24 protein-coding genes are annotated in these 22,281 nt (G+C 64.3%); 14 read left to right on the top strand and 10 right to left on the bottom strand.

Going from position 1 to position 22,281, the window contains the following annotated elements; all coding sequences use genetic code 11:
• The first annotated feature begins 161 nt into the window (after window positions 1–161).
• The gene (gene ilvD / locus C0099_RS14850) at window positions 162–1,838 is read left to right on the top strand and encodes a dihydroxy-acid dehydratase (protein ID WP_102248148.1); all 1,677 of its coding nucleotides are present in this window, start codon (window positions 162–164) and stop codon (window positions 1,836–1,838) included.
• 188 nt (window positions 1,839–2,026) lie between these two features.
• Here the strand turns inward: ilvD and C0099_RS14845 are convergent, their stop codons facing one another.
• Window positions 2,027–3,103 carry a substrate-binding domain-containing protein gene (locus tag C0099_RS14845; RefSeq protein WP_102248147.1) on the bottom strand — a complete coding sequence of 359 codons (1,077 nt, stop codon included), beginning with the start codon at window positions 3,101–3,103 and terminating at the stop codon, window positions 2,027–2,029.
• 164 nt (window positions 3,104–3,267) lie between these two features.
• Between C0099_RS14845 and C0099_RS14840 the strand changes: the two genes are divergently transcribed.
• The 10 genes from C0099_RS14840 (at window position 3,268) to C0099_RS15920 (ending at window position 11,561) form a co-directional block, all read left to right on the top strand.
• Window positions 3,268–3,750 carry a formate dehydrogenase subunit gamma gene (locus tag C0099_RS14840; protein WP_102248146.1) on the top strand — a complete coding sequence of 161 codons (483 nt, stop codon included), beginning with the start codon at window positions 3,268–3,270 and terminating at the stop codon, window positions 3,748–3,750.
• On the top strand, window positions 3,747–5,303 hold the full coding sequence (locus C0099_RS14835) for a formate dehydrogenase beta subunit (protein ID WP_102248145.1): 1,557 nt from the start codon (window positions 3,747–3,749) through the stop codon (window positions 5,301–5,303). The genes C0099_RS14840 and C0099_RS14835 overlap by 4 nt, the downstream gene beginning before the upstream one ends.
• A gap of 11 nt (window positions 5,304–5,314) precedes the next feature.
• A complete protein-coding gene (fdhF, locus tag C0099_RS14830; protein ID WP_102248144.1) occupies window positions 5,315–8,170 on the top strand; it encodes a formate dehydrogenase subunit alpha in 2,856 nt (951 codons plus the stop codon).
• Window positions 8,167–9,021, top strand: coding sequence for a formate dehydrogenase accessory sulfurtransferase FdhD (gene fdhD, locus C0099_RS14825; protein WP_102248143.1), 855 nt, complete (start codon window positions 8,167–8,169; stop codon window positions 9,019–9,021). The genes fdhF and fdhD overlap by 4 nt, the downstream gene beginning before the upstream one ends.
• On the top strand, window positions 9,018–9,272 hold the full coding sequence (locus C0099_RS14820; RefSeq protein ID WP_102248142.1) for a formate dehydrogenase subunit delta: 255 nt from the start codon (window positions 9,018–9,020) through the stop codon (window positions 9,270–9,272). Before fdhD ends, C0099_RS14820 begins: the two co-directional genes overlap by 4 nt.
• Before the next feature lie 2 nt (window positions 9,273–9,274).
• Window positions 9,275–9,565, top strand: a complete 291-nt coding sequence (locus C0099_RS14815; protein WP_102248141.1) for a formate dehydrogenase subunit delta — start codon at window positions 9,275–9,277, stop codon at window positions 9,563–9,565.
• 270 nt (window positions 9,566–9,835) lie between these two features.
• Window positions 9,836–10,132, top strand: a complete 297-nt coding sequence (locus C0099_RS14810) for a type II toxin-antitoxin system RelE/ParE family toxin (protein ID WP_102248140.1) — start codon at window positions 9,836–9,838, stop codon at window positions 10,130–10,132.
• Between the two features lie 3 nt (window positions 10,133–10,135).
• Window positions 10,136–10,441 (top strand): addiction module antidote protein, encoded by a 306-nt coding sequence (locus C0099_RS14805; protein ID WP_102248139.1) that lies wholly within the window; start codon window positions 10,136–10,138, stop codon window positions 10,439–10,441.
• A 74-nt stretch (window positions 10,442–10,515) separates the two neighbouring features.
• On the top strand, window positions 10,516–11,133 hold the full coding sequence (locus tag C0099_RS15925; RefSeq protein ID WP_123785282.1) for a nucleotidyltransferase domain-containing protein: 618 nt from the start codon (window positions 10,516–10,518) through the stop codon (window positions 11,131–11,133).
• Between the two features lie 26 nt (window positions 11,134–11,159).
• Entirely contained in the window at window positions 11,160–11,561 is a 402-nt protein-coding gene (locus C0099_RS15920; protein ID WP_123785281.1) for a hypothetical protein, read from the top strand.
• A 243-nt stretch (window positions 11,562–11,804) separates the two neighbouring features.
• Here C0099_RS15920 and C0099_RS14800 read toward each other — a convergent pair.
• From C0099_RS14800 to C0099_RS14780, 5 genes are all read right to left on the bottom strand, one after another.
• A protein-coding gene (locus C0099_RS14800; RefSeq protein WP_408634102.1) for an IS5 family transposase occupies window positions 11,805–12,562 on the bottom strand; the annotation gives its coding sequence in 2 pieces (ribosomal slippage) (window positions 11,805–12,238 and window positions 12,238–12,562; 759 coding nt in all).
• A 468-nt stretch (window positions 12,563–13,030) separates the two neighbouring features.
• Window positions 13,031–14,146 carry a Fic family protein gene (locus C0099_RS14795; protein WP_102248138.1) on the bottom strand — a complete coding sequence of 372 codons (1,116 nt, stop codon included), beginning with the start codon at window positions 14,144–14,146 and terminating at the stop codon, window positions 13,031–13,033.
• A 96-nt stretch (window positions 14,147–14,242) separates the two neighbouring features.
• The gene (locus tag C0099_RS14790; protein WP_102248137.1) at window positions 14,243–14,536 is read right to left on the bottom strand and encodes a helix-turn-helix domain-containing protein; all 294 of its coding nucleotides are present in this window, start codon (window positions 14,534–14,536) and stop codon (window positions 14,243–14,245) included.
• A 3-nt stretch (window positions 14,537–14,539) separates the two neighbouring features.
• Window positions 14,540–14,857 (bottom strand): type II toxin-antitoxin system RelE/ParE family toxin, encoded by a 318-nt coding sequence (locus tag C0099_RS14785; RefSeq protein WP_102248136.1) that lies wholly within the window; start codon window positions 14,855–14,857, stop codon window positions 14,540–14,542.
• Window positions 14,858–15,181: 324 nt separating this feature from the next.
• Complete coding sequence (locus tag C0099_RS14780) at window positions 15,182–15,982, bottom strand: molybdate ABC transporter substrate-binding protein (RefSeq protein WP_199797629.1); 801 nt, start codon at window positions 15,980–15,982, stop codon at window positions 15,182–15,184.
• Between the two features lie 196 nt (window positions 15,983–16,178).
• Between C0099_RS14780 and C0099_RS14775 the strand changes: the two genes are divergently transcribed.
• Window positions 16,179–17,288 carry an ATP-grasp domain-containing protein gene (locus C0099_RS14775; protein ID WP_123785280.1) on the top strand — a complete coding sequence of 370 codons (1,110 nt, stop codon included), beginning with the start codon at window positions 16,179–16,181 and terminating at the stop codon, window positions 17,286–17,288.
• A 1-nt stretch (window position 17,289) separates the two neighbouring features.
• Here C0099_RS14775 and C0099_RS14770 read toward each other — a convergent pair whose 3' ends face one another.
• Complete coding sequence (locus C0099_RS14770) at window positions 17,290–18,375, bottom strand: TauD/TfdA family dioxygenase (protein ID WP_102248134.1); 1,086 nt, start codon at window positions 18,373–18,375, stop codon at window positions 17,290–17,292.
• On the opposite strand from C0099_RS14770, the gene C0099_RS14765 reads away from it, so the two are divergent.
• A complete protein-coding gene (locus C0099_RS14765; protein ID WP_102248133.1) occupies window positions 18,339–18,914 on the top strand; it encodes an HD domain-containing protein in 576 nt (191 codons plus the stop codon). The genes C0099_RS14770 and C0099_RS14765 overlap by 37 nt on opposite strands.
• Before the next feature lie 109 nt (window positions 18,915–19,023).
• Window positions 19,024–20,367 (top strand): chromate efflux transporter, encoded by a 1,344-nt coding sequence (gene chrA, locus C0099_RS14760; protein WP_102248532.1) that lies wholly within the window; start codon window positions 19,024–19,026, stop codon window positions 20,365–20,367.
• A 52-nt stretch (window positions 20,368–20,419) separates the two neighbouring features.
• Here the strand turns inward: chrA and C0099_RS14755 are convergent, their stop codons facing one another.
• The 3 genes from C0099_RS14755 to C0099_RS14745 all read right to left on the bottom strand — a co-directional run bounded on the left by C0099_RS14755 (window position 20,420) and on the right by C0099_RS14745 (window position 22,262).
• On the bottom strand, window positions 20,420–20,851 hold the full coding sequence (locus tag C0099_RS14755) for a YqaA family protein (protein WP_102248132.1): 432 nt from the start codon (window positions 20,849–20,851) through the stop codon (window positions 20,420–20,422).
• A 69-nt stretch (window positions 20,852–20,920) separates the two neighbouring features.
• Window positions 20,921–21,445, bottom strand: a complete 525-nt coding sequence (gene def, locus C0099_RS14750) for a peptide deformylase (protein WP_102248131.1) — start codon at window positions 21,443–21,445, stop codon at window positions 20,921–20,923.
• A gap of 49 nt (window positions 21,446–21,494) precedes the next feature.
• On the bottom strand, window positions 21,495–22,262 hold the full coding sequence (locus C0099_RS14745) for a 2-keto-4-pentenoate hydratase (RefSeq protein ID WP_102248130.1): 768 nt from the start codon (window positions 22,260–22,262) through the stop codon (window positions 21,495–21,497).
• Window positions 22,263–22,281: the final 19 nt, after the last annotated feature.

Here is a 22,281-nt window from a genome sequence, read left to right as displayed (position 1 = left end):
CGCCATCGCGCAGTGCAGGCGCGGTGGTGCACAGCTTCATGCCTGAAGCGCATTGACGCAGGGCGCGCACCGAATTCAGCGCCGAGCCACGTGCTTTGGGTAAAATCACAGGTTTCGCGGCCCGCGGGCCGTTCCCGACAACTTCCGTTCAGGACAACGCCATGACCACCGACAAACGCCGCCAGTTTTCCAGCCAGGTCGTCGACGGCATCAGCAAGGCGCCCGGGCGCGCCATGCTGCGCGCCGTGGGCTTCAGCGACGAGGATTTCAAGAAGCCGCAGATCGGCATCGCCTCGACCTGGAGCAATCTCACTCCGTGCAACATGCACATCGACGGGCTGGCGCGGGAAGCCTCGCGCGGCGCGGACGAGGCCGGTGGCAAGGGCGTGATCTTCAACACCATCACGGTCTCCGACGGCATCGCCAACGGCACCGAAGGCATGAAGTATTCGCTGGTTTCGCGCGAGGTCATCGCCGACTCCATCGAGACCGCGGCCGGCTGCGAAGGCTTCGACGGTCTGGTCGCGATCGGCGGCTGCGACAAGAACATGCCCGGCTGCATCATTGGTCTGGCGCGCCTGAACCGCCCGTCGGTGTTCGTCTACGGCGGCACCATCCTGCCCGGCAAGAACCACACCGACATCATCTCGGTGTTCGAGGCGGTGGGCGCACACGCGCGCGGCACGATGACGCTCAAGGAAGTGAAGGACGTCGAGGACACCGCGATTCCCGGCCCCGGCTCCTGTGGCGGCATGTACACCGCCAACACCATGGCCAGCGCGATCGAGGCGCTGGGCATGAGCCTGCCCGGCAGCTCTGCGCAGAACGCCGTGTCGGACAGCAAGATGGCCGACTGTCGCGCGGCTTCCGCCGCGGTGCTCGATCTGCTCGAACGCGACATCAAGCCGCGCGACATCATGACGCGCGAGGCCTTCGACAACGCCATCACGGTCGTGATCGCGCTGGGCGGCTCGACCAACGCGGTGCTGCACCTGCTGGCGATGGCCCATGCCTGTGGCGTGGAACTCGCACTCGAGGACTTTACCGAGATCGGCAAGCGCGTGCCGCTGCTTGCCGACCTGCGCCCATCGGGGCGATTCATGATGAGCGAGCTGGTCGAGATCGGCGGCATCCAGCCGCTGATGAAGATGCTGCTCGACGCCGGCCTGCTGCACGGCGGCTGCATGACGGTCACCGGCAAGACCCTGGCCGAGAACCTCGCCAAGGTCGCGCCGTATCCGGACGGGCAGGAAATCATCCGGCCGCTGTCCAATCCGATCAAGAAGGACAGCCATCTGCGCATCCTCTACGGCAACCTCGCGCCGACCGGTTCGGTGGCCAAGATCACCGGCAAGGAAGGCACGAAGTTCACCGGTACCGCGCGCGTCTTCCATTCCGAGGAAGAGGCGCTGGACCGCATCCTCGACGGCGCGGTGGTGGCCGGTGACGTGCTGGTGATCCGCTACGAGGGCCCCAAGGGCGGCCCCGGCATGCGCGAGATGCTCAGCCCGACCTCGGCAATCACGGGCAAGGGTCTGGGCAAGGAAGTGGCGCTGATTACCGACGGGCGCTTCTCCGGCGGCAGCCACGGTTTCGTCGTCGGCCACATCACGCCGGAAGCGGCCGAGGGCGGCCCCATCGCGCTGGTCGAGAGCGGCGACAAAATCACCATCGACGCCGATGAGAACCTCATCACCCTGCACGTCGACGAGGAGGAGATGGACCGTCGTCGCGCCGCCTGGGTGCCGATGCCGCCGCGCTACAGCCGTGGCGTACTCGCCAAGTACGCTCACACGGTCAGTTCGGCTTCGCTGGGCGCGGTGACCGACAAGTTCTGATCCGGCTCCGCGCTGCCGCACGCGAACGCCACGGCCGCACCGTGGCGTTTTTTTGCCGACCACGAAAGCCGCTCCGTCGTCGCTCACGTCAGCGTTGCCTTCCCGTTGAAAGGACGCGGCGACCACCGCAGGCGCCCATGCTCCGGCAAACGAGCCGAAGCCTCGTGCGCTTGCCGCGGGCAGGCGCTTCAACCGGAGGGAACGGCCTCGTCGAGCGTCAGTTGTTGGCCGGTGTCGGTGCCGTCGTATCCGGGCAGGGCGGAGACGGCCGTGCGGAAGTCCTCGCGCTGCATGATGTCGATCATGCCGCGCACGGCGGCGGACTTCACGGCCGAGGCGTTGCACGCGATGAAGTAGCGCTCGCGCGCGATCCCGATGAAGTCGAGCTTGAAGCGGTGCGCCGCGGTGCGCACGCCAAAACCCACATCGGCCATGCCGCTGGCGATGTAGGCGGCCACCGCGGCATGCGTCAGTTCGGAATTCTGGAAGCCGCGGATGCGGCTGCTGTCGATGCTGCGCGCCTCCAGCAACAGGTCGAGCAGGATGCGCGTGCCGGAGCCGGGCTGGCGGTTGACGAAGGCCACGTCCTCGCGCGTCAGGTCCGCCAGCCCGGTGATGTGCTTGGGGTTGCCGGGCAGCACGAACAGACCCTGCTGGCGTTCGGCCAGATGGATCAGGCGGTGCTTGCGCGGGCGCAGCCATTTCATGTACTGCGCCCAGGCGGCGCTCTCGAACTCGCCCAGTGGTACGTGAAAGCCCGCCACGTCGCAGTCGCCGCGCGCCAGCGAGGCCACCGAGTCGAGGCTGCCGCGGTACTTCAGATCCACCGGAATGTCGTTGTCGACGAGGAATCCGCGCAGCGTCTCGACGGCGAAGCCGTGGCTGGCGTTGATGCGCAGGATGTGCTCCTTGTGTTCGATGCTCTTGAGCAGTTCGGCCTCGAGTTCCGAGGCCAGGCTGTCGAGTGTCGGCGCCAGCCGCGCAGCGATGCGCTTGTCCGCCCACAGCAGCTTCTTTCCCAGCGCGGTGAGCGTGGTGCCGCGTCCGCGTGCCTTGCTCACCAGCGGGCTGCCGAACACCTCCTCGCCGGTGCGCAGCAGGCCCCAGCCGTGGCGGTAGGACACGCCCAGCTGCGCACAGGCCTGCTCGATCTGGCCGAGTTCATCCACCATCGCCAGCAGCGCGAGCAGGCCGGGCAGGGACAGATGCGCGTCGCCGTCGCGCGAGACGTGCCACGCCGGTTTGATCGTGACGTTGAACTTCATGTGCAATTCATATCATATTGAGAGGCTTATTTCCCTCTGCTAACTTGGCTGTGTCGGGATTCGGAGCAGGTTGTCGTTCATATGTTTATCCGTGCATATGAGATTCACACGACCAATTGAGCTTACCCCGAATCGACCGCTTATCAAGTTTTCGAGAGGTGCACATGAACTCCACCCAGCCCGCCTGGGACCGCGACACGGTCCTCGGCATCATCGATGCGCTCAAGCACAAGCCCGGCGCGCTGATGCCGATCCTGCACGGCATCCAGGACAGCATCGGTTACGTGCCGCCCGATTCCGTACCGCTGATGGCCGAGGCGCTGAACCTGTCGCGCGCCGAGGTGCACGGCACGATCACCTTCTACCATCACTTCCGCACCACGCCACCGGGTCGTCACAAGCTCGAGATCTGTCGCGCCGAAGCGTGTCAGGCGATGGGCGCGAACCGCCTCGTCGCCCACGCCAGGAAGACGCTGGGCGTCGATTTCCACGAGACCACCGCCGACGGCGCGATTTCGCTGGAGGCCGTCTACTGCCTCGGCAACTGCGCCTGTTCGCCGGCCGTCATGGTGGACGGCGAACTGCTCGGCTCGGTGTCGCAGGAGTCCTTCGACGAACTCGTCGGCACCCTGAGGAGCCAGCCATGACGATCAAGGTCTATATCCCCCGCGATTCGGCGTCGATCTCGCTGGGCGCGGACAAGGTCGCCCGCGCCATCGCCTTCGAGGCGGCCAGGCGTGGCGCAACCATCGAACTGGTGCGCAACGGCTCGCGCGGCATGTTCTGGCTCGAACCGATGGTCGAAGTCAGCACGCCCGAGGGCCGCGTCGCCTATGGCCCCGTCAAGCCCGACGATGTCGCCGAGCTGTTCGAGGCCGACTTCCTGTACGGCGGCCAGCACCATCTGAACCTCGGCCTGACCGAGGACATTCCCTACTTCGCCAAACAGCAGCGCCTGACCTTCGCGCGTGTCGGCATCACCGACCCGGTGTCCATCGACGACTACCTCGCGCATGACGGCTACCGCGGTCTGGCCAACGCGCTGAAGATGACGCCGGCCGACATCGTCGAGGAAGTCACCACCTCCGGCCTGCGCGGGCGCGGCGGCGCGGCCTTCCCGACCGGCATCAAGTGGCGCACCGTGCTGGGTGCGCAGGCCGACCAGAAGTACATCGTGTGCAACGCCGACGAGGGCGACTCGGGCACGTTTTCGGATCGCATGATCATGGAAGGCGACCCGCTGGTGCTGATCGAGGGCATGACCATCGCCGGCCTCGCGGTGGGTGCGACGATGGGCTACATCTATCTGCGCTCGGAATACCCCTACGCGGAAGTCGCGCTCAACGAGGCCATCGCCGCGGCCAACGCGCGCGGCTATCTGGGCGACGACATTCTCGGCTCGGGCAAGACCTTCCACCTCGAGGTACGTCGCGGTGCGGGCGCCTACGTCTGTGGCGAGGAAACCTCGCTGCTCGAGAGTCTCGAGGGCAAGCGCGGCATGGTGCGCTTCAAGCCGCCGCTGCCGGCGCTCGAAGGCCTGTTCGGCAAGCCCACGGTCGTGAACAACGTGATCTCGCTGGCCAGCGTGCCGATCATCCTCGACCAGGGCGGCGCCAACTACCAGGAATACGGCGTGGGCCGCTCGCGCGGCACGCTGCCCTTCCAGCTCGCCGGCAACATCAAGTACGGCGGTCTGGTGGAAGCGGCCTTCGGCCTGAGCATCCGCGAACTGCTCTACGACTTCGGCGGCGGCTCGCGCACCGGCCGGCCGATCCGCGCGGTGCAGATCGGCGGCCCGCTGGGCGCGTATGTGCCCGAATCGCAGTTCGACCTGCCGCTGGACTACGAGGAACTGGGCAAGAACGACGCGATGCTCGGCCACGGCGGTCTGGTGGTGTTCGACGACACCGTCGACATGGCCCAGATGGCGCGCTTCGGCATGGAGTTCTGCGCCATCGAATCCTGCGGCAAATGCACGCCCTGCCGCATCGGCTCGACGCGCGGCGTCGAGGTCATCGACCGCATGGTCGAGGGCAAGGATCGCCCCAAGCAGGTCATTTTGCTTCGCGAACTGTGCGACACCATGCTCAGCGGCTCGCTGTGCGCCTTGGGCGGCATGGCGCCGTTCCCGGTGCTCAGCGCGCTGAACCATTTCCCCGAGGATTTCGGCCTGGCCGAACCCGCCGACAAGGCAGCCTGAGGAGGTCTCCAATGCTCTATCAACTCAACGACATCGATTACGGCACGCCGGCGAGCGTCTCCGAAAACCTCGTGACGCTGACCATCGACGGCGTCGCCGTCACCGTGCCGGAAGGCACCTCGGTGATGCGCGCGGCGGTGGAAGCGGGCATCAACATCCCCAAGCTGTGCGCCACCGACAGCCTCGAGGCCTACGGCTCGTGCCGCCTGTGCGTGGTCGAGATCGAGGGGCGTCGCGGCACGCCGGCCTCATGTACCACGCCGGTCGACGAAGGCATGATCGTGAACACGCAGACCGGCAAGCTCGCCGACCTGCGTCGCAACGTCATGGAGCTGTACATCTCCGACCATCCGCTCGACTGCCTGACCTGCTCGGCCAACGGCAACTGCGAGCTGCAGGACATGGCCGGCGTGGTGGGCCTGCGCGAGGTGCGCTACGGCTACGAGGGCGAGAATCACCTCAGTGACACCACCGACTATTCCAACCCCTACTTCAATTACGACCCGTCCAAGTGCATCGTGTGCAACCGCTGCGTGCGTGCCTGCGAGGAAACCCAGGGCACGTTCGCACTGACGGTCGACGGCCGCGGCTTCGAGTCGCGCATCGCGGCAAGCCAGAACGAAGACTTCATGGATTCCGAATGCGTGTCCTGCGGCGCCTGCGTGCAGGCCTGCCCGACCGCAACACTGATGGAAAAGAGTGTGGTCGAACTCGGTCAGGCCGAGCACAGCGTGGTCACCACCTGCGCCTACTGCGGCGTGGGCTGCTCGTTCAAGGCCGAGATGAAGGGCGAGACCGTGGTACGCATGGTGCCCAACAAGAACGGCCAGGCCAACATGGGCCACTCCTGCGTCAAGGGCCGCTTCGCGTGGGGCTACGCCACCCACTCCGATCGCATCACCAAACCGATGATCCGCAAGAAGATCACCGACCCGTGGCAGGAAGTGTCGTGGGAAGAGGCCATCGACTACGCCGCTTCCGAACTCAAGCGTATCCAGGCCAACTACGGTCGTGGCGCGGTCGGCGGCATCACCTCGTCGCGCTGCACCAACGAGGAAACCTACCTCGTGCAGAAGCTGGTGCGTGCCGCCTTCGGCAACAACAACGTCGACACCTGCGCCCGCGTCTGCCACTCGCCCACCGGCTATGGCCTTAAAGTCACCATGGGTGAATCGGCCGGTACGCAGACCTTCGAATCGGTGCTGCACTCCGACGTGATCTTCGTCATCGGTGCCAACCCGACCGACGGCCACCCGGTGTTCGGCTCGATCATGAAGCGTCGCCTGCGCGCCGGTGCCAAGCTCATCGTCGCCGACCCGCGCCGCATCGACCTCGTAAAGTCGCCGCACGTGAAGGCCGACTACCACCTGCAACTGCGCCCCGGCAGCAACGTGGCGCTGGTCACGTCGATGGCCCACGTCATCGTCACCGAAGGCCTGCTGAATGAATCCTTCATCCAGGAGCGTTGCGACCTCGAGTCCTACGAGATCTGGAAGAAGTTCGTCGCCCGCGAAGAGAACAGCCCGGAAGCCATGGAAGCCGTCACCGGCGTGCCGGCCGACGTGCTGCGCGGCGCGGCCCGCCTGTTCGCCACCGGCGGCAATGCGGCCATCTACTACGGTCTGGGTGTCACCGAGCACGCGCAGGGTTCGACCACCGTCATCGGCATCGCCAACCTCGCCATGGCCACCGGCAACATCGGCCGCAAGGGTGTGGGCGTGAACCCGCTGCGTGGTCAGAACAACGTGCAGGGCGCATGCGACATGGGCTCCTTCCCGCACGAGCTGCCGGGCTACCGCCACGTCTCCGATGCCACCGCGCGTGCGCTGTTCGAAGCCGAATGGGGTGTGTCATTGGAAGGAGAGCCGGGCCTGCGCATCCCCAACATGTTCGACGCCGCGCTGGAAGGCACCTACAAGGCCATGTACGTGCAGGGCGAGGACATCGTGCAGTCCGACCCCAACACCCAGCACACCACCGAGGCGCTGGAGAATCTTGAATGCCTGATCGTGCAGGATCTGTTCCTGAACGAAACGGCCAAGTACGCCCACGTCTTCCTGCCGGGCTCCTCCTTCCTCGAAAAGGACGGCACCTTCACCAACGCCGAGCGCCGCATCTCGCGCGTCACCAAGGTCATGAAGCCGCTGGCCGGCTACGCCGACTGGGAAGCCACCCAGCTGCTCGCCAACGCGCTGGGCTACCCGATGAATTACAAGCACCCGTCCGAGATCATGGACGAGATCGCGCGCCTCACGCCCACCTTCCACGGCGTGTCGTTTGACCTCATCGACCGCCTCGGTTCGGTGCAGTGGCCGTGCAACGCAGAGGCGCCGGAAGGTACGCCGACCATGCACATCGACGAGTTCGTACGCGGCAAGGGCAAGTTCGCCCCAACCCGCTACGTGGCCTCCGATGAGCGCGTGACGCAGAAATTTCCGCTGATCCTGACCACCGGCCGCATCCTGTCCCAGTACAACGTCGGCGCGCAGACCCGCCGTACCGCCAACAATGCATGGCACAGCGAAGACCGGCTGGAACTGCATCCGCACGACGCCGAGGACCGCGGCATCAAGGACGGCGATTGGGTTGGTATCCAGAGCCGTGCCGGCGAGACGGTGCTGCGTGCAACCATCACCGAGCGCATGCAACCGGGCGTGGTGTACACCACCTTCCACTTCCCGGAATCGGGCGCCAACGTGATCACCACTGACAGCTCCGACTGGGCCACCAACTGCCCCGAGTACAAGGTGACCGCGGTGCAGGTGCTGCCGGTGTCGCAGCCGTCCGAGTGGCAGCAGGGCTTCGCCCGCTTCACCGAGCAGCAGCTCGCGCTGCTGGAGGAAGCCCGCACCGCAGGCGCCAAATGAGCATCTGCAGCGTGCGCGCCGCACGGCCGGTGATCGAGCGCCCGTGGTCCGCCCGCCGGGTCGAACGCTGGTCCGGCGGCCGGCCCACCGACGGTATCGACCAGGTCGCCGAAGAAGTCCCGGTCGCGCTGGTGTACAACGGCATCTCCCACGCGGTGATGCTGGCGTCGCCAGCCGACCTGGAAGACTTCGCGCTGGGCTTCTCACTGTCCGAAGGCATCCTGCGCGACGCCAGCGAGCTGTACGACCTCGAAGTCGAACAGCGCGGCGAAGGCATCCAGGTGGACATGCGCATCGCCGCCGAGTGCTTCATGCGCCTCAAGCAACGCCGCCGCAACCTCACCGGTCGCACCGGCTGCGGCCTGTGCGGCGTCGAGACGCTGGAACAGGCCGTGCGCCACCCGGCGCCGGTCGCCGGCGGTCTGCAGGTCCCGGCCGAAACCGTGCATCGCGCCATGGCCGCCATGGCCGAAGCGCAAACCCTGCAACGCATCACCGGCGCCGTGCACGCCGCCGCCTGGGCCCATCCCGACGGCAGTTTGCAACTCGTGCGCGAAGACGTCGGCCGCCACAACGCGCTCGACAAGCTCCTCGGCGCCATGGCGACCGAGGGCGTCGACCACGCTACCGGCTTCATCGTCATCACCAGCCGCGCCAGCTACGAGATCGTGCAGAAGGCCGCGACGCGGGGCATCGCTCTCGTCGCCGCCATTTCCGCCCCCACCGGGCTGGCCGTGCGCATTGCCGAAGAAGCCGGTGTAACCCTGCTCGGCTTCACCCGCGGCCAGGGCCACGTTGCCTACTCGCACCCCGCGCGGCTCGACACAACGCAATCAGGAACCACCGAATGAACATCCAGACCCTGATCAAAATGGCCAATCAGATCGGCACCTTCTTCGAGCCCGAAGTCGCGCTCGAGATCGCCGCCGACGACACCGCCAACCACATCCACCGCTTCTGGGACCCGCGCATGCGTCGCGCCCTCATCGCCCACGTCGACGCCAACGGCGATGCCGAGCTGCTGGCCGTCGTCGCCGCCGCACTCACCCGCCACCGCGACACGCTGCTCGGTTCGGTCACCCCGCACCTCGAGGCCGCCTGACCATGAACGTCCAGACCCTCATCAAGATGGCTAACCAGATCGGCACCTTCTTCGAGCCCGAAGTTGCCATCGAAGTCGCCGCCGACGACACCGCTGGCCACATCAAGCGCTTCTGGGACCCCCGCATGCGCCACGCCCTCATCCAGCACGTCGACGCCTACGGCGACGAAGAGCTGCTGCCGGTCGTAGCCGCCGCCCTCGACCGCAACCGCACCGCCCTGCTCGGCGGCAAAGCGAACATCGACGAGGAAGAACAGTGGAAGGGCCCTGCGGGGGGTGGGGATGCGGGCTAAGATGCTTGCGGTACTGAAATGACAAAGCCGGCGGAGACGCCGGCTTTTGCGTTTACAACAACCACGGCAAGCACATCGCCCAGCGACCGAACCCCGCACACCCGCTGTCATTGCGAGTCGCAAAGCGACGAAGCAATCTCCCCGCCCATCACGGCCCTCACAGTCAGGGCAGAGATTGCTTCGCTCCGCTCGTAATGACACTGCTTCGGCAAATCGGCGCCTGTGACAACTGTGGTTGTCAGATGCGCATATAGCAACTACAGTTGTCACATGGTCGAACTCATCAAGTCCAGCACCTTCGATGCCTGGTTGCGAGCGCTGCGCGACCGCCGCACCGTCGCCCGCATTCAGGCGCGGCTGGACCGCCTCGCCGCAGGTAACCCCGGCGATGTGAAGCCGGTTGGTTCAGGCATCTCGGAACTGCGTATCGACCATGGGCCGGGTTACCGTGTGTACTTCACGCAACGCGGGCCGCTCGTCATCGTATTGCTGTGTGGTGGTGACAAGTCGTCGCAGTCACGCGACATCGAACAGGCCAAGGCCATCGCCGCCCTTTGGAAGGACTGAACCATGAATCAAGAGACTTTCAGCCGTTACGACACGGCCGACTACCTCAAGACAGAAGAAGACATCGCCGCGTACCTCGAAGCGGTGATGGAAGAAGGCGGTGACGACCCCGTGTTCGTCGCGCGTGCGCTCGGTGTTGTCGCACGCGCCCGCAATCTGTCGCAGCTTGCACGGGATGTCGGCATGAGTCGCCAAGGGCTCGACAAGGCTTTGTCGGGTGAAGGGAACCCTAGCTTTGCAACGGTGGCGAAGGTGGCTAAGGCGTTGGGGTTGCGAATTACCTTTCAACCCACCCATCCAGTACCGTAAGGATCTACATGAGCTACTGATAAGTGTAGATTCGAAACTTGACTCCGAGACATGCTGCAGAGAAGCGACGAGTTATGAAAGAGAACGTTATAGCTGGACAATTCTCCGTTCTAATTGGTTCTTACGCTCGGGGAACAGCGACTTTAGATAGTGATGTGGACATACTGCGTATAGGCCACGTCCGGCAAGTGCCACTCCCAATATTCATACCAAAGGATGGCGTCAAATCATTTATCGATTACGACCAGGTGCTTTTTACTGAGCTCTATGATTCGGGCTCCCTGTTCTTGAAGCACGTATTTCAAGAAGGAATTCTTCTTGAAGGACGTCATGATGAATGGTTGTCCATAAAAGAAAACTTTAAAGTCGCTGAAGTATTCGATGAAGAGATAAGAAAGTACGCAGAGCTATTGCTATTTTCGAGCGCATTTATCGAGTATAGGAAAGCAGTAATCCCCTATCTTTCAACAGCATTCAAAGCCGCTAAAAATATTGGAATATTCCATCTTGCGAGCAATAAAGTGTTCGTATTTGATAAGAAAATGGCGTTGGTGAACGGATGTGGAATCGAACTAAGGGATGCTGAAATGCTCTTGCGCGCCAATCAATGCTACGAAAGATTTAGCTTGCTACCCCCCCCCCTCAGAAATAAAAGAACTGGAAGAGTTCTCTGTCACTTGGAAAGAGGTTGAAGGGAGGCTTATAAGGAGATTTTGCCGTGATATCTAGCTCTCTGATCGGTATATTGGCTGAGGCGGTCAGAAGCCCTCAAGACTTTGAATCCGGACCTGCAAGGCTTCGTATTCAGGCAGCTTATGATCAAATGCTTGGTGAGTATTACTATCACAAGTTCGAAGAACAAATGCAGACCCGGATGCAGCTCAGGGTTCGCTTAAATGACGAAGAACATCCGAGTGAAATCGACATGGCAATTCGACAGATGCTTCGTGACGACACTCACTTGTTCGACAAGAACTACTTAAGTCACAAAGCATCGGTCAGATCCTTTATTGAGAATAGCTTACGACATTTTGTGGAGGTGATTGGTCGTGAACGAGCGCAATTCAATAATGCTAAAGGCGTGAGAGGTCCATCAGGATCTGATCAGGGCAATGGGTGACAATTCATGGAAGTTGAGATCCATTTTTTTCGCCATGACCACCGCAATATTTTCGTATGCCTTCACTAACGAAGGAGGGTGGATTTATTTGGTCGCTCCTCTTATGAGCACAGTTTTTATTTATATGGATTGTGTATTTAAGTTCTACCAAAGACATTACATAAAAAATATGCAGAAATTGAGATTGCTTTGAACGATATTGTTGCTGGCGAGGAATTTCCAAGGTTTCCTGATAGGTTCTGTTCACATATAGCGATATGAAATCACCGCACACACAACGCGCACGAATGCCAGATAGCTGCGGGCGAGTTTGTCGTAACGCGTGGCGATCCGTCGAAAATGCTTGATGCGATTGAAGAAGCGCTCGATCAGGTTGCGTTCGCGGTAGGCGCTGCGGTCGTACTGCCTGGGTTCGATGCGGTTGGAGCGCGGCGGAATGACCGCTTGCGCACCGGACGCTTCGACGCTCGTTACCAACGCGTTGGCATCGTAGCCTTTGTCGGCCACAAGGCTGGCGCAGGGCAACTCGGCAATGAGCTCGTTCGCACACTCGATGTCGGCAACCTGTCCGGCGGTCAGAATCATGCGCAGCGGTTTGCCCAAAGCATCGACCGCGAAATGCAGTTTGGTCGTCAGCCCCCCACGCGAGCGACCCAGCGCCTGCGGCCCTACTTTTTTTGGGCGCCACAGGCGTGCTGGTGGGCACGCACGATGGTCGAGTCGATGAACACCCGCGCCAGATCGCGCTCACCGGCCAACGCAAAGGCGATTCGGTCCCAGACGCCAGCATCGCGCCAACGCGCAAAGCGTACGTACGTCGAGTGCCAGTTACCAAACTCGGGCGGAAGGTCGCGCCAAGGGCTGCCCGTGCGCGCCAACCACAGCACAGCCTCGACGAACAACCGATTGTCCTTGGCCGTACGCCCACGATCGCTTGGCTTGCCGGGCAACAGATCTTCGATCGACGCCCACTGTTCATCCGACAGCACCATCCGAGCCATCCTGATCTCCGCTCAAAGATCAGAATGTGAACATAAAACTTCAAATGTGAACAGAGCCTAGCGTTGGAACCCAGTTATCTGCAATTACTTTATCCGACGTAAGGGCGTTTCTATCAAAAGAAGAGTATATTTTCTGGATGCCTTACGCATTCATTTCAGGGGTCGCAGTACTTCTATTTATCGTTAGTCTTGCAGCATGCTGATACCGGCCATCGGGGTCAGATACCGTCTTGAATTTATACTTGGTCCATCGCGGGCTTCAGTTCCGGCTACCCCTTCCAGCACACCTCATACCCCGTACTCCGCCCGTCACCGGTCTGGATGAGGCACCCCTTGCCGACCAGATCGGCCAGTTCCCGATAGGCAGTCGCGCGGCTGGTCTTGCAAGACGCCGGGGTCAGGTCTTGTGCAAGACGCCGGGGTCAGGTCTTGAATTTATACCTGGTCCATCGCGGGCTTCAGTTCCGGCTACCCCTCCCAGCACACCTCATACCCCGTACTCCGCCCGTCACCGGTCTGGACCAGGCACCCCTTACCGACCAGATCGGCCAGTTCCCGATAGGCGGTCGCGCGGCTGGTCTTGTTGAGGCTGGCGTATTTGCGGGTGTTCATGCCGCCTTCGAAGCCACCTTCGCCTGCATCCAGCAGGCGATTGAGAGCCTTGCGCTGACGTTCGTTGATCGGTGTTCCCTGGTGGCGCAGCCAGAAGCGGGCCTTGGCGATGACGCGGGCGACGGTGACTTCTGCCTGTTCGCAGGCGAGGGCGACTTCGGCGAGGAACCATTGCAGCCAGTCGGTCACGTCCAGGTCGCCGCGTTGCGTGCGTTCCAGCGCCGTGTAGTAGGCGTCGCGCTCGTGCATGATGCGGGCAGAGAGCGAGAACATGCGCAAGGGCTGGGCTTCGTCCCGACACAAGGCCATGTCGGTGATGGCGCGGGCGAGGCGGCCGTTGCCGTCTTCGAACGGGTGAACGGTGACGAACCACAGATGGGCGAGCCCCGCGAACAACAGGCCGTCGAGCCCGGCTGGCGGATGCTCGCACCAGTCGATGAAGGCCTGCAGTTCGCGCTCCAGCCCGTCACGCGGCGGCGCCTCGAAATGCACCTTCTCGCGGCCTGCGCGGCCAGACACCACGCGCATGGGCGCGTCACCGCGCAGGCTCGCGGTGCGGATTTCGACCAGGCCGGAGTAGCCGGTGGGGAACAGCGCCGCCTGCCAGCCAAACAGGCGCTGCGGCGTCAGCGGGCGATCGAAGCCACCCGTGGCGTCGAGCAGGACTTCGATCAACCCATCCACCGCACGCGGCGGCCGGGGCAAGCCGGCGGTGGGCAGGCCGAGATGACGGGCGACCGACGAGCGCACGGCGTCGACATCGAAGCGCTCGCCCTCGATGGCGCTGGTGTTTAGGCATTCCTCGATCAGGATCTGCGCCCGTGCCTCGTCGGACAGCCCGGCATCGAGCAGACCCTTCAGGCCCAAGAGCTTGCCCTGCTTCAGGCGTGCCTGAGCGAGCGGTGTGAGCAGCGCGCGCTCGTCCCAGCGAAACTTCGGCCAGTCGGCCTGCTGCCAGATCCAGTGAGGCATTTACGGGCCTCTATCGCTTCATGATGTGAAGCGATTGTGCGCCTCTATCGCTTCATGGACAACATGCGTCGGCACGCAAACGGACGTTTGCAGCAATCAAGCCGTTAGCCGCAATTCCGTATGCAGCCCCGCCCTGGCCGCCAAGGTCAGCAACATGTCGAGACTGAAGTCCTCCACCTTGCCCTTGATGAGCCGCGAGACTCGGGGCTGAGTGATGCCGAGGTGGCGTGCGGCCTCGGCCTGCGTCCAGCCGCGCTCTTTCAGGTGCTGCGCGGTGCGGATCATGACCTCGGCGCGCAGCTTCATGACTTCCGCCTCAGCGGCATCGAAACCGAGATCGAGAAAGACGTTGCCACTGCTCTCGGTGATACGGGTGTCGTTGTTCTGCATGGTTCATTCTCCGATCGACTTGTAGCGCCGGGCGGCGAGGTCGATGTCCGACTTGGGTGTTTTCTGCGTTTTCTTCTGGAAGGCGTGGAGCACGTAGACCGCATCCGCCAGCCTTGCGACGTAGATCACGCGAAAGGCGCCGTGAATGTCCCGGTAGCGAATTTCATACGCGTCGGCGCCCACCGCTTTCATGGGCTTGAAGTCGCGTGGCTCGCCGCCGTACTGGACGGTCATCAGTTCGATACCCAGCGCATGCCGCACGGTAGCCGGCATGCTGCGCAGGTCATCCAGACTGGAGCCGACAAACCGCAGCGGCTTCATGCGACGACTATGCCAGTACTTGCATGGTTATACAAGTACTGGCATATCATGTGTATTGATGTCGGTAGGTTGGATGCACGGGGTACGCACGAGGCCAGCAGCGGCGTTGCGGCCGGGCAAGGATTCATCGCGCCTCCCTTGGACGATCAGCACAAAGCTTGGTGCTGGAGACAAGACAAGCGTTTGAGCTGAGCAAGCCAAACGCTTCTTGGTCACGCGGATGAATGTTATGCGAAAAGACTACTTTGGGCATCCGCTCTCATGGGGCGAAATAGCCCAAGGGCATTGCGCCCCATGTTCCAACGAGCAGGAAAGGGCTAAGACTCAAATCGCCCCAAACCCATACTTCCGGAACACCTCCTGCGCAGTCGATGAGCGGATGTAGTCCGCCAGCGCGCGTGCCGCTTCGGGCGCTCCGTCACGTACGCTCATGCCGTAGGTCGCGCCCACAGACAGCTCGGCCGGAATCTCGATGATCTGCAGCTTCGCCAGATCCTTCTTGGCGGCGACAGCGTTGGTGCAGTAGGTCAGGAAGACGTCCGCCTTGCCCTCGTCCATGACCCACGCGTAGGGGTTGCGGCCTTCCGGCGCCTTGGCGGAATCCGGTCCGCCGGTGAGCTTGAGTGCCTTGGCATCCAGTGCCTTGAACGAGCCGGCGCGCACCTTTTCGGCCTTCTCGAACAGCGCCCAGGCGTAATCGCCGGACGGGTCGGCTTTGGGCGTGGAAGTGCCAAGCTTGATGTCGGCGTCGAGCATGACGTCGAGCAGGTTTGCGCTGCTGACTTTCACTTCCGGCTGCGCCAGCGCACACAGGTTGTTGCGCGTGAACACCTCTGGCTGGCTCCAGCCGCCGGCATCGGCCAGTGTCCTGGGGTGCTTCATGTTGGCGGACGCAAAGACCTGCGCCGGCTCGCCCTTCTCGATGCGCCCGCGCAGCAGGCCCGACGGGCCGAAAGTGGTCGAAACCGGCTTGCCGGTCGTGTCGGCGAAGCTCTTGGAAACCTCGGTGAGCACGCCACGCAGACTGCCGGCGGCATACAGGTTGGCCTCTGGGGTGGCTTGCGCCGACGCCGCGGCGGAGTACAGGCAGCTGGCCATCACACAGGTGAGCAGGGCGGGGTTCATCGTCTTCTCCGTTGGGAACAGGCGGCTGATGTTAAGCGCGCCCATGCACAGGGACCATCAGGGCAAGTACGAAATGAACTACTCTGCATAGGGGGGCGTGCTGGGCGATTGCCGAACTGCTTGCATGCCCTCGGCTTGCAGCGACGTCGGCGAGCCGGGCTTGGCAGCCGACCTCCCCAACATCCGGAAGACCTCCGTGAAAACGATCCTGATCACCAGTGCAGGAAGCCAGGTCGGCGAAGGCATTCTCGTCGCGCTCGCTGAGCGCCGGCAGGATCTGCGTGTGGTGGGCATCAACAGCGAGGCGCGCAGCCCTTCGCTGTATGCGTGCGATCGCGTTCATCTGGTGCCGCAGGCGCGGGAGGGCGAGCGCTTCCATGTGCGCTTCGGCGAGATCATGGAGCTGGAGCAGCCGGACCTGATCCTTCCCGGCCGCGACGACGACATCGTGCTGCTGGCCGAACTGGCCGCGGCCGACCCGCAGCTCGCGCCCCGTATCCTGGCCGGTAGCGCATCGGTGAGCCGGATGCTGCGCAGCAAGCTGGCAATGGCGTGCTTCGCCCGCTCGCACGGGTTGCCATTCGCGGAGACGCTGGCGACCGTCGATCTGCGCGTCGATGCGCAAACACGGGCTTTCATCGCCACGCACGGCTGGCCGCTGCTGATCAAGCCCGAGGACGGCCAGGGGTCACAGGAGATCTGGCTGATCGAGGATCTGGCGCGGCTGGAACCATGGTGCGGCCGGGTCGGCTACGTCGTGCAGCCCTACCTCGATTGCACGCCGTCGCTGCTGGCCTGGCTGCGCGACTTCCGCCAGGGCGTGCCCTTGCACAGCACGGCGTCGGATGTGGTGCAGGACGTGGCGCAAGTGCTCATCGGCCCGCGGGGCGAGTTGCTCGGCGCATTCGGCATGCGCTCGGACATGCGGGCGGGAAGAAGCTGGCGTGTCGTTCCCAACGAGGACGCTGCGCTGCGCACGCTCGGCCTGCGCTTCGGCGAAGCCCTCGCGCGGGAAGGATGGCGCGGGCCGCTCAACATCCAGACCAAGCGCGTCGGCAGCGGCTACGTCCCCTTCGAGGTCAACGGCCGCTTCAACGGCACCACCTCGGCACGCACGGCGCTGGGTTTCGACGAGATGCGGCTGACGCTGAAGGCCTTCCTGAACCTGGACATCGGACCCGCACGCACCGCGTCCGGCCTGGTGTTGCGCCGGCTGCGCGATGTGCCGCTGGACGCGCGGCAAGTGGCGCAGCTGGAGGCATCCGGGAGGTGGGAGGCGAGCGCACGCGCGCGCCATCCGGGCTGAATCAGACGCGCGCCATGCCCATGCGCAGCAGGATGCGCCGCGCCGGGTCGTCGAACGCGTTGCGGCCGTGCAGCATGCGCGTGTTGTCCACGACCAGCACATCGCCTCGCTGCCAGCGGATCGGCGTCGTGCATGCGGCAACCAGACGTTCGGCTTCGAGCAGAAGCTCCGGCGGAATGGCCTCGCCGTCGTCATAGGTCACCCAGCTGAACGGCTGCCCCTCGCAACGCAGCGCCTGCAGACCGAAGGTCAGCACATTGTTGATGAAGGCCGGCGCCCCGCCGCGGCTGCGATGCGACGCGGCGTCCGTGAAGCGCGTCCACAGGCAGCCGTCGTCGTCGAAACGTGCATCCACCGACATCTGCGCGCAGTACGACCGCAGCACTTCACGATCGGACGTGCGATACAGCCTGCTCCACACCCGTTCGTCCCTTCGGCGGTGATAGGCGACACGGCGTTCGGCAAGGCCTTCTCGCAGCGCGCCGCCCATCTCGGAGAACACCCGGCAGCCGTCGGCGAGCAGGGTTTCGCCGTCCCGCCTGGCGGGCGTGTGGCACTGGAAGAACAGCAGGTCGGGCCGGATCAGCTGGTAATACATCTCGCCGTGCATGGCGATCGCGTGATTGTTGACGCCACCGGGCGCGGTCATGATCTGCGCGTCTTCGTCGACCAGTTCCCGGCCGTGATTGGAGCCACCGAGATAAGGCAGGAAATCGGTGCAGAAGGCGTTGGTGATGCCCAGGTACTCGTGGAATCCGAGTGACCCACGAAAGACGATCGCTCCGTCGGCGCGCAAGGCCTCTTCGCCGATCTCGCGCAGTGCAGGGGCGGGTGTGGATGCATCGATGTCGACGACCTTCATGATGGCGCGCCAGGGAAAGGGAGGATTCGCCGCGCTCGCGGGGCGGGGGCCGGTACTGGACGCATTCTGCCGCAGGCTTCGCGGCGATGCGCGGCGTGCGCGCGATGACAGCCGCCCGGCCGCGCAGTAAGCTTCGGGCAGTGACGGGGCCAGCCCCGGTCGCAGGCCCGCACCGACACGGACGACCGATGACGAACGATTCCACCACGGCACGCCGTCGCGCATCCTTCACCGCACTGGATTCGGCCACGCGCGAGGAGCTGGCGCTCGTTCGCGAGGCCGAAGTGGCGCTCTACGACGACCTGCCCCGACGCATCCTCGATCAACTCGAGCAACTCCACCATGTACCCAACGGGCATCCCGTCTCGCAACTGGAGCATTGCCTGCAGGCCGCGACCCGGGCCTTCAGGGATGGCCGCAGCGAGGACTACGTGGTCTGCGTGCTGGTGCACGACATCGGCGACGTGATCTGCCCGCACAACCATGCCGTACTCGCGGCGATGATGCTCCGGCCCTTCGTCGACGAATCGCTGTGCTGGATGGTGGAAAAGCACCCGGTGTTTCAGCAGCATCACTTCTACGGGACCCTGGGCCGGGATGCGAACCGGCGCGACGCATACCGCGACAGCCCGTACTACGACATGACCGTCGAGTTCTGCGAGCGCTACGACCAGTGCTCGTTCGACCCCGGTTACGACAGTCTGCCGCTTTCGTTCTTCAAGCCGATGGTTGAACGCATTTTCGCCAACCGGGGTGGCAAGTAGCGGCGATTCCGAGCGGAAAATCAAACGGGGCATCGGGCGAGCGGGAGTGACCCCCGTGCAGGAACGAGCGGGTATCCTCGCCAACACCTCCGACCCATGCGAGATCGACATGACCCAAGCCGAAGCCGCCGAGGCCCCGCCCCACCCATCGTTCTACGAGGCCTTCCTGTGGTGGCTCAAGCTCGGCTTCATCAGCTTCGGCGGGCCGGCCGGGCAGATCGCGATCATGCATCAGGAGATGGTGGAGAAACGCCGCTGGATCTCCGAGCGGCGCTTCCTGCATGCGCTCAACTACTGCATGGTGCTGCCCGGCCCGGAGGCGCAGCAGCTGGCGATCTACATCGGCTGGCTGCTGCATCGCACCTGGGGCGGCATCGTGGCCGGCGCGCTGTTCGTGCTGCCGTCGCTGTTCATCCTCGCCATCCTCACCTGGATCTATCTGGCCTGGGGCGACGTGCCGCTGGTACAGGGCATCTTCGCCGGCATCAAGCCGGCGGTGGTCGCCATCGTGCTGTTCGCGGCGTGGCGCATCGGCAGCCGCGCGCTGAGGAACGGCGTGATGTGGGGCATCGCCGCGCTGTCCTTCGTGGCCATCTTCGTGTTCCGCGTACCGTTTCCGTTCATCGTGCTGGGCGCCGCGCTGCTCGGCATGGCCGGCGGCAAGTGGCTGCCCGCCAAGTTCGCAGTGGGCGGTGGCCACGGCGCGGACGGCAAGAGCTGGGGCGCTTCGGTCATCGACGACGGCACCCGCCTGCCGCACACGCTGTACAACACGGCGCATCTGGCGAAGCTGCTGGGCGTCGGACTGGCGCTGTGGGCCGCGGCCATGTGGCTGCTGCCGGCCGGCACGCTGAGCGACATCGGCCTGTTCTTCAGCAAGGCCGCCATGGTCACCTTCGGCGGCGCCTACGCCGTACTGCCGTACGTGTATCAGGGTGGTGTGGATACCTATGGCTGGCTCACCGGCGCGCAGATGATCGACGGATTGGCGCTCGGAGAATCCACGCCGGGGCCGCTGATCATGATCGTCGCCTTCGTCGGCTTCGTCGGCGCGTGGACGCACCAGATCTTCGGCTCGGAGAGCCTGTTCCTGGCCGGGCTCGTCGGCGCCAGCGTGGCGACCTTCTTCACCTTTCTGCCGTCCTTCCTGTTCATCCTCGCCGGCGGCCCGCTGGTGGAATCCACCCACGGCGACCTCAAGTTCACCGCGCCGCTGTCGGCCATCACCGCCGCCGTGGTGGGCGTGATCCTGAATCTGGCGCTGTTCTTCGCCTGGCACGTGCTGTGGCCACGCGCCTCGATGGAAGCGCCGTTCGCGGGGGGCTTCGAGTGGTTCCCCGCGGTGGTGGCGGTGGCGGCATTCATCGCGCTGTGGAAGTTCAAGCAGGACATCCTGCGGGTGCTGGCGGTATGTGCGCTATTGGGCTTGGGGTGGACGCTGCTGGCCGGCTGAGTCTCATCCGGCGGATTACGCTGCGCTAATTCGCCCCACGAAATGCCTGGAATCAGCCAAGTATCCCGAGCGTGATCCCGGCCACCACGAGATAGCGGCCGAGCTTGGCGACGAGCACGATCAGCGTGAAGCTCCACAGCGGCTCACGCAGCACGCCGGCAATCACCGTAAGCGGGTCGCCGACGAACGGCGCCCAGCTCAGCAGCAGCGACCAGCGGCCCCAGCGGTGGTACATGCGCTGGAAGCGGTCGAGCTGCGATTCGGGCACGGGAAACCAGCGACGGTGGCGGAAGTGTTCGATGTAGCGGCCGAGCAGCCAGTTGATGACCGACCCGAGCACGTTGCCGGCAGTGGCCGCCGCGATCAGCGCCCACACGGGCTGCTCGCCCAGCGCGAGCAGGCCGGCGAGCACGACCTCCGACTGCAGCGGCAGCATGGTGGCGGCGACGAGGGCGGACAGGAACAGCCCGAAATAGGCAGTCATCGGCGAGGCTTGGGTGCGTGGTCACGCCGTAGCGCAGGGACTGGGTGGAGTGTCTGCTGCGCAGAGGGTTCAGTCCCTGCGGGACGGGAACAGCACCTCGGTGAAGCCGAACTTCGTCATGTCGCGGATGCGCATGGGGTAGAGCATGCCGATCAGGTGGTCGCATTCGTGCTGCACGACGCGTGCGTGGAAGCCATCCACCGTACGGTCGATGGGCTCGCCCTGCGGCGTGAAGCCGGTGTAGCGGACATGCGTGTAACGCGGCACCAGGCCGCGCATTCCCGGCACCGACAGACAGCCCTCCCAGCCATCTTCCATGTCGTCCGACAGTGGCGTGATGACCGGGTTGAGCAGGATGGTCTGCGGCACGGGCTCGGCGTCGGGGTAGCGCTCGCTTTCTTCGAAACCCATGATGACGAGCTGCAGGCCGACGCCGATCTGCGGTGCGGCCAGGCCGACACCGCCGGCATCGGCCATGGTGTCGAACATGTCCGCGATCAGCGCGTGCAGTTCGGGCGTGTCGAATTCGGTGACCGGCTCGGCCGGCACCAGCAGGCGCGCATCGCCCATCTTCAGGATCGGTCGGACGGGCATCGGCTCGCCTCCACGGGGGCGGCGCGGGACGAGCCCGCGCCCGCAACGCTCAGGACTTCAAGCCGATCGACATTTCGACCACGCCCAGGCCGGGGAAGTCGGCGCGCAGTTCCTCGCCGCCGTCGACGAAGAGCATGCCGGTGCAGCTGCCGGTGGTGACGAACTGGCCGGCCTTGAGGCCACCGGCACGCACCACGACGTGGTTGGCGAGCCACGTGACCAGACGGAACACGTCGCCTGCCGGGTTGCCGCCCGTCTTCTCCACCCAGCGTTCGCCGTCGACGTCGAGCATCGCCTGTTGCGTGGTCTGGTCCATGCCGACCAGATCCGGACGACCGTCGCCGTATACGAAGGCGCCGTTGCCGAAGGCGTCGGTGGCCAGCGTCACGCGGCTCACGTGGGCATGGGCGGCGATGCGGTAGGTGACGATCTCGAAGGCCGGATGCACCGATTCGATCGCCGCCATCACCTCGTCGTGCTCGTAGGGGCGGCCGCGCGGCGGCAGGTCGTGCTTCATGCGCACCGCGATCTCGCATTCGATGCCGCACTGGCCGGCCGTGTAGGCGGGCATCTTGAAGCCCGACTCGTGGATCGCGGAGGTCGGAATCGGCGCGCAGGTGGGCTCGGCGCCGGGCTCCTTGGCGCCGACCTTCCAGCCGCCGACCGCGCCCAGTGCCTCGGACACGGCGTCCTGGATCTCGTAGGCCTCGGCGAAGTCCGCGGGTTCGCAGCCGCGCGGAAGCTGCTGCAGCATCACGCCGCGCGCACGCGCGTCGAGCAATGCCTGGGCCGCCTGTTGGATTGCTTGTTTGTCCATGTGTGTCTCCCCGCCGGTG

This window comes from Pseudazoarcus pumilus (genome assembly GCF_002872475.1).
In the GTDB taxonomy this organism is placed as follows: domain Bacteria; phylum Pseudomonadota; class Gammaproteobacteria; order Burkholderiales; family Rhodocyclaceae; genus Pseudazoarcus; species Pseudazoarcus pumilus.
The sequence above is the reverse complement of the archived record's forward strand: the minus strand, read 5'-3'. Positions and strand labels throughout refer to the sequence as shown.

Excerpts from the sequence above, each read along its gene's own strand:
- ilvD (WP_102248148.1), top strand. The coding sequence starts at position 162 with ATGACCACCGACAAACGCCGCCAGTTTTCCAGCCAGGTCGTCGACGGC.
- C0099_RS14845 (WP_102248147.1), bottom strand. The coding sequence starts at position 3,103 with ATGAAGTTCAACGTCACGATCAAACCGGCGTGGCACGTCTCGCGCGAC.
- C0099_RS14840 (WP_102248146.1), top strand. The coding sequence starts at position 3,268 with ATGAACTCCACCCAGCCCGCCTGGGACCGCGACACGGTCCTCGGCATC.
- C0099_RS14835 (WP_102248145.1), top strand. The coding sequence starts at position 3,747 with ATGACGATCAAGGTCTATATCCCCCGCGATTCGGCGTCGATCTCGCTG.
- fdhF (WP_102248144.1), top strand. The coding sequence starts at position 5,315 with ATGCTCTATCAACTCAACGACATCGATTACGGCACGCCGGCGAGCGTC.
- fdhD (WP_102248143.1), top strand. The coding sequence starts at position 8,167 with ATGAGCATCTGCAGCGTGCGCGCCGCACGGCCGGTGATCGAGCGCCCG.
- C0099_RS14820 (WP_102248142.1), top strand. The coding sequence starts at position 9,018 with ATGAACATCCAGACCCTGATCAAAATGGCCAATCAGATCGGCACCTTC.
- C0099_RS14815 (WP_102248141.1), top strand. The coding sequence starts at position 9,275 with ATGAACGTCCAGACCCTCATCAAGATGGCTAACCAGATCGGCACCTTC.
- C0099_RS14810 (WP_102248140.1), top strand. The coding sequence starts at position 9,836 with ATGGTCGAACTCATCAAGTCCAGCACCTTCGATGCCTGGTTGCGAGCG.
- C0099_RS14805 (WP_102248139.1), top strand. The coding sequence starts at position 10,136 with ATGAATCAAGAGACTTTCAGCCGTTACGACACGGCCGACTACCTCAAG.
- C0099_RS15925 (WP_123785282.1), top strand. The coding sequence starts at position 10,516 with ATGAAAGAGAACGTTATAGCTGGACAATTCTCCGTTCTAATTGGTTCT.
- C0099_RS14795 (WP_102248138.1), bottom strand. The coding sequence starts at position 14,146 with ATGCCTCACTGGATCTGGCAGCAGGCCGACTGGCCGAAGTTTCGCTGG.
- C0099_RS14790 (WP_102248137.1), bottom strand. The coding sequence starts at position 14,536 with ATGCAGAACAACGACACCCGTATCACCGAGAGCAGTGGCAACGTCTTT.
- C0099_RS14785 (WP_102248136.1), bottom strand. The coding sequence starts at position 14,857 with ATGAAGCCGCTGCGGTTTGTCGGCTCCAGTCTGGATGACCTGCGCAGC.
- C0099_RS14780 (WP_199797629.1), bottom strand. The coding sequence starts at position 15,982 with ATGAACCCCGCCCTGCTCACCTGTGTGATGGCCAGCTGCCTGTACTCC.
- C0099_RS14765 (WP_102248133.1), top strand. The coding sequence starts at position 18,339 with ATGACGAACGATTCCACCACGGCACGCCGTCGCGCATCCTTCACCGCA.
- C0099_RS14770 (WP_102248134.1), bottom strand. The coding sequence starts at position 18,375 with ATGCGCGACGGCGTGCCGTGGTGGAATCGTTCGTCATCGGTCGTCCGT.
- chrA (WP_102248532.1), top strand. The coding sequence starts at position 19,024 with ATGACCCAAGCCGAAGCCGCCGAGGCCCCGCCCCACCCATCGTTCTAC.
- C0099_RS14755 (WP_102248132.1), bottom strand. The coding sequence starts at position 20,851 with ATGACTGCCTATTTCGGGCTGTTCCTGTCCGCCCTCGTCGCCGCCACC.
- def (WP_102248131.1), bottom strand. The coding sequence starts at position 21,445 with ATGCCCGTCCGACCGATCCTGAAGATGGGCGATGCGCGCCTGCTGGTG.
- C0099_RS14745 (WP_102248130.1), bottom strand. The coding sequence starts at position 22,262 with ATGGACAAACAAGCAATCCAACAGGCGGCCCAGGCATTGCTCGACGCG.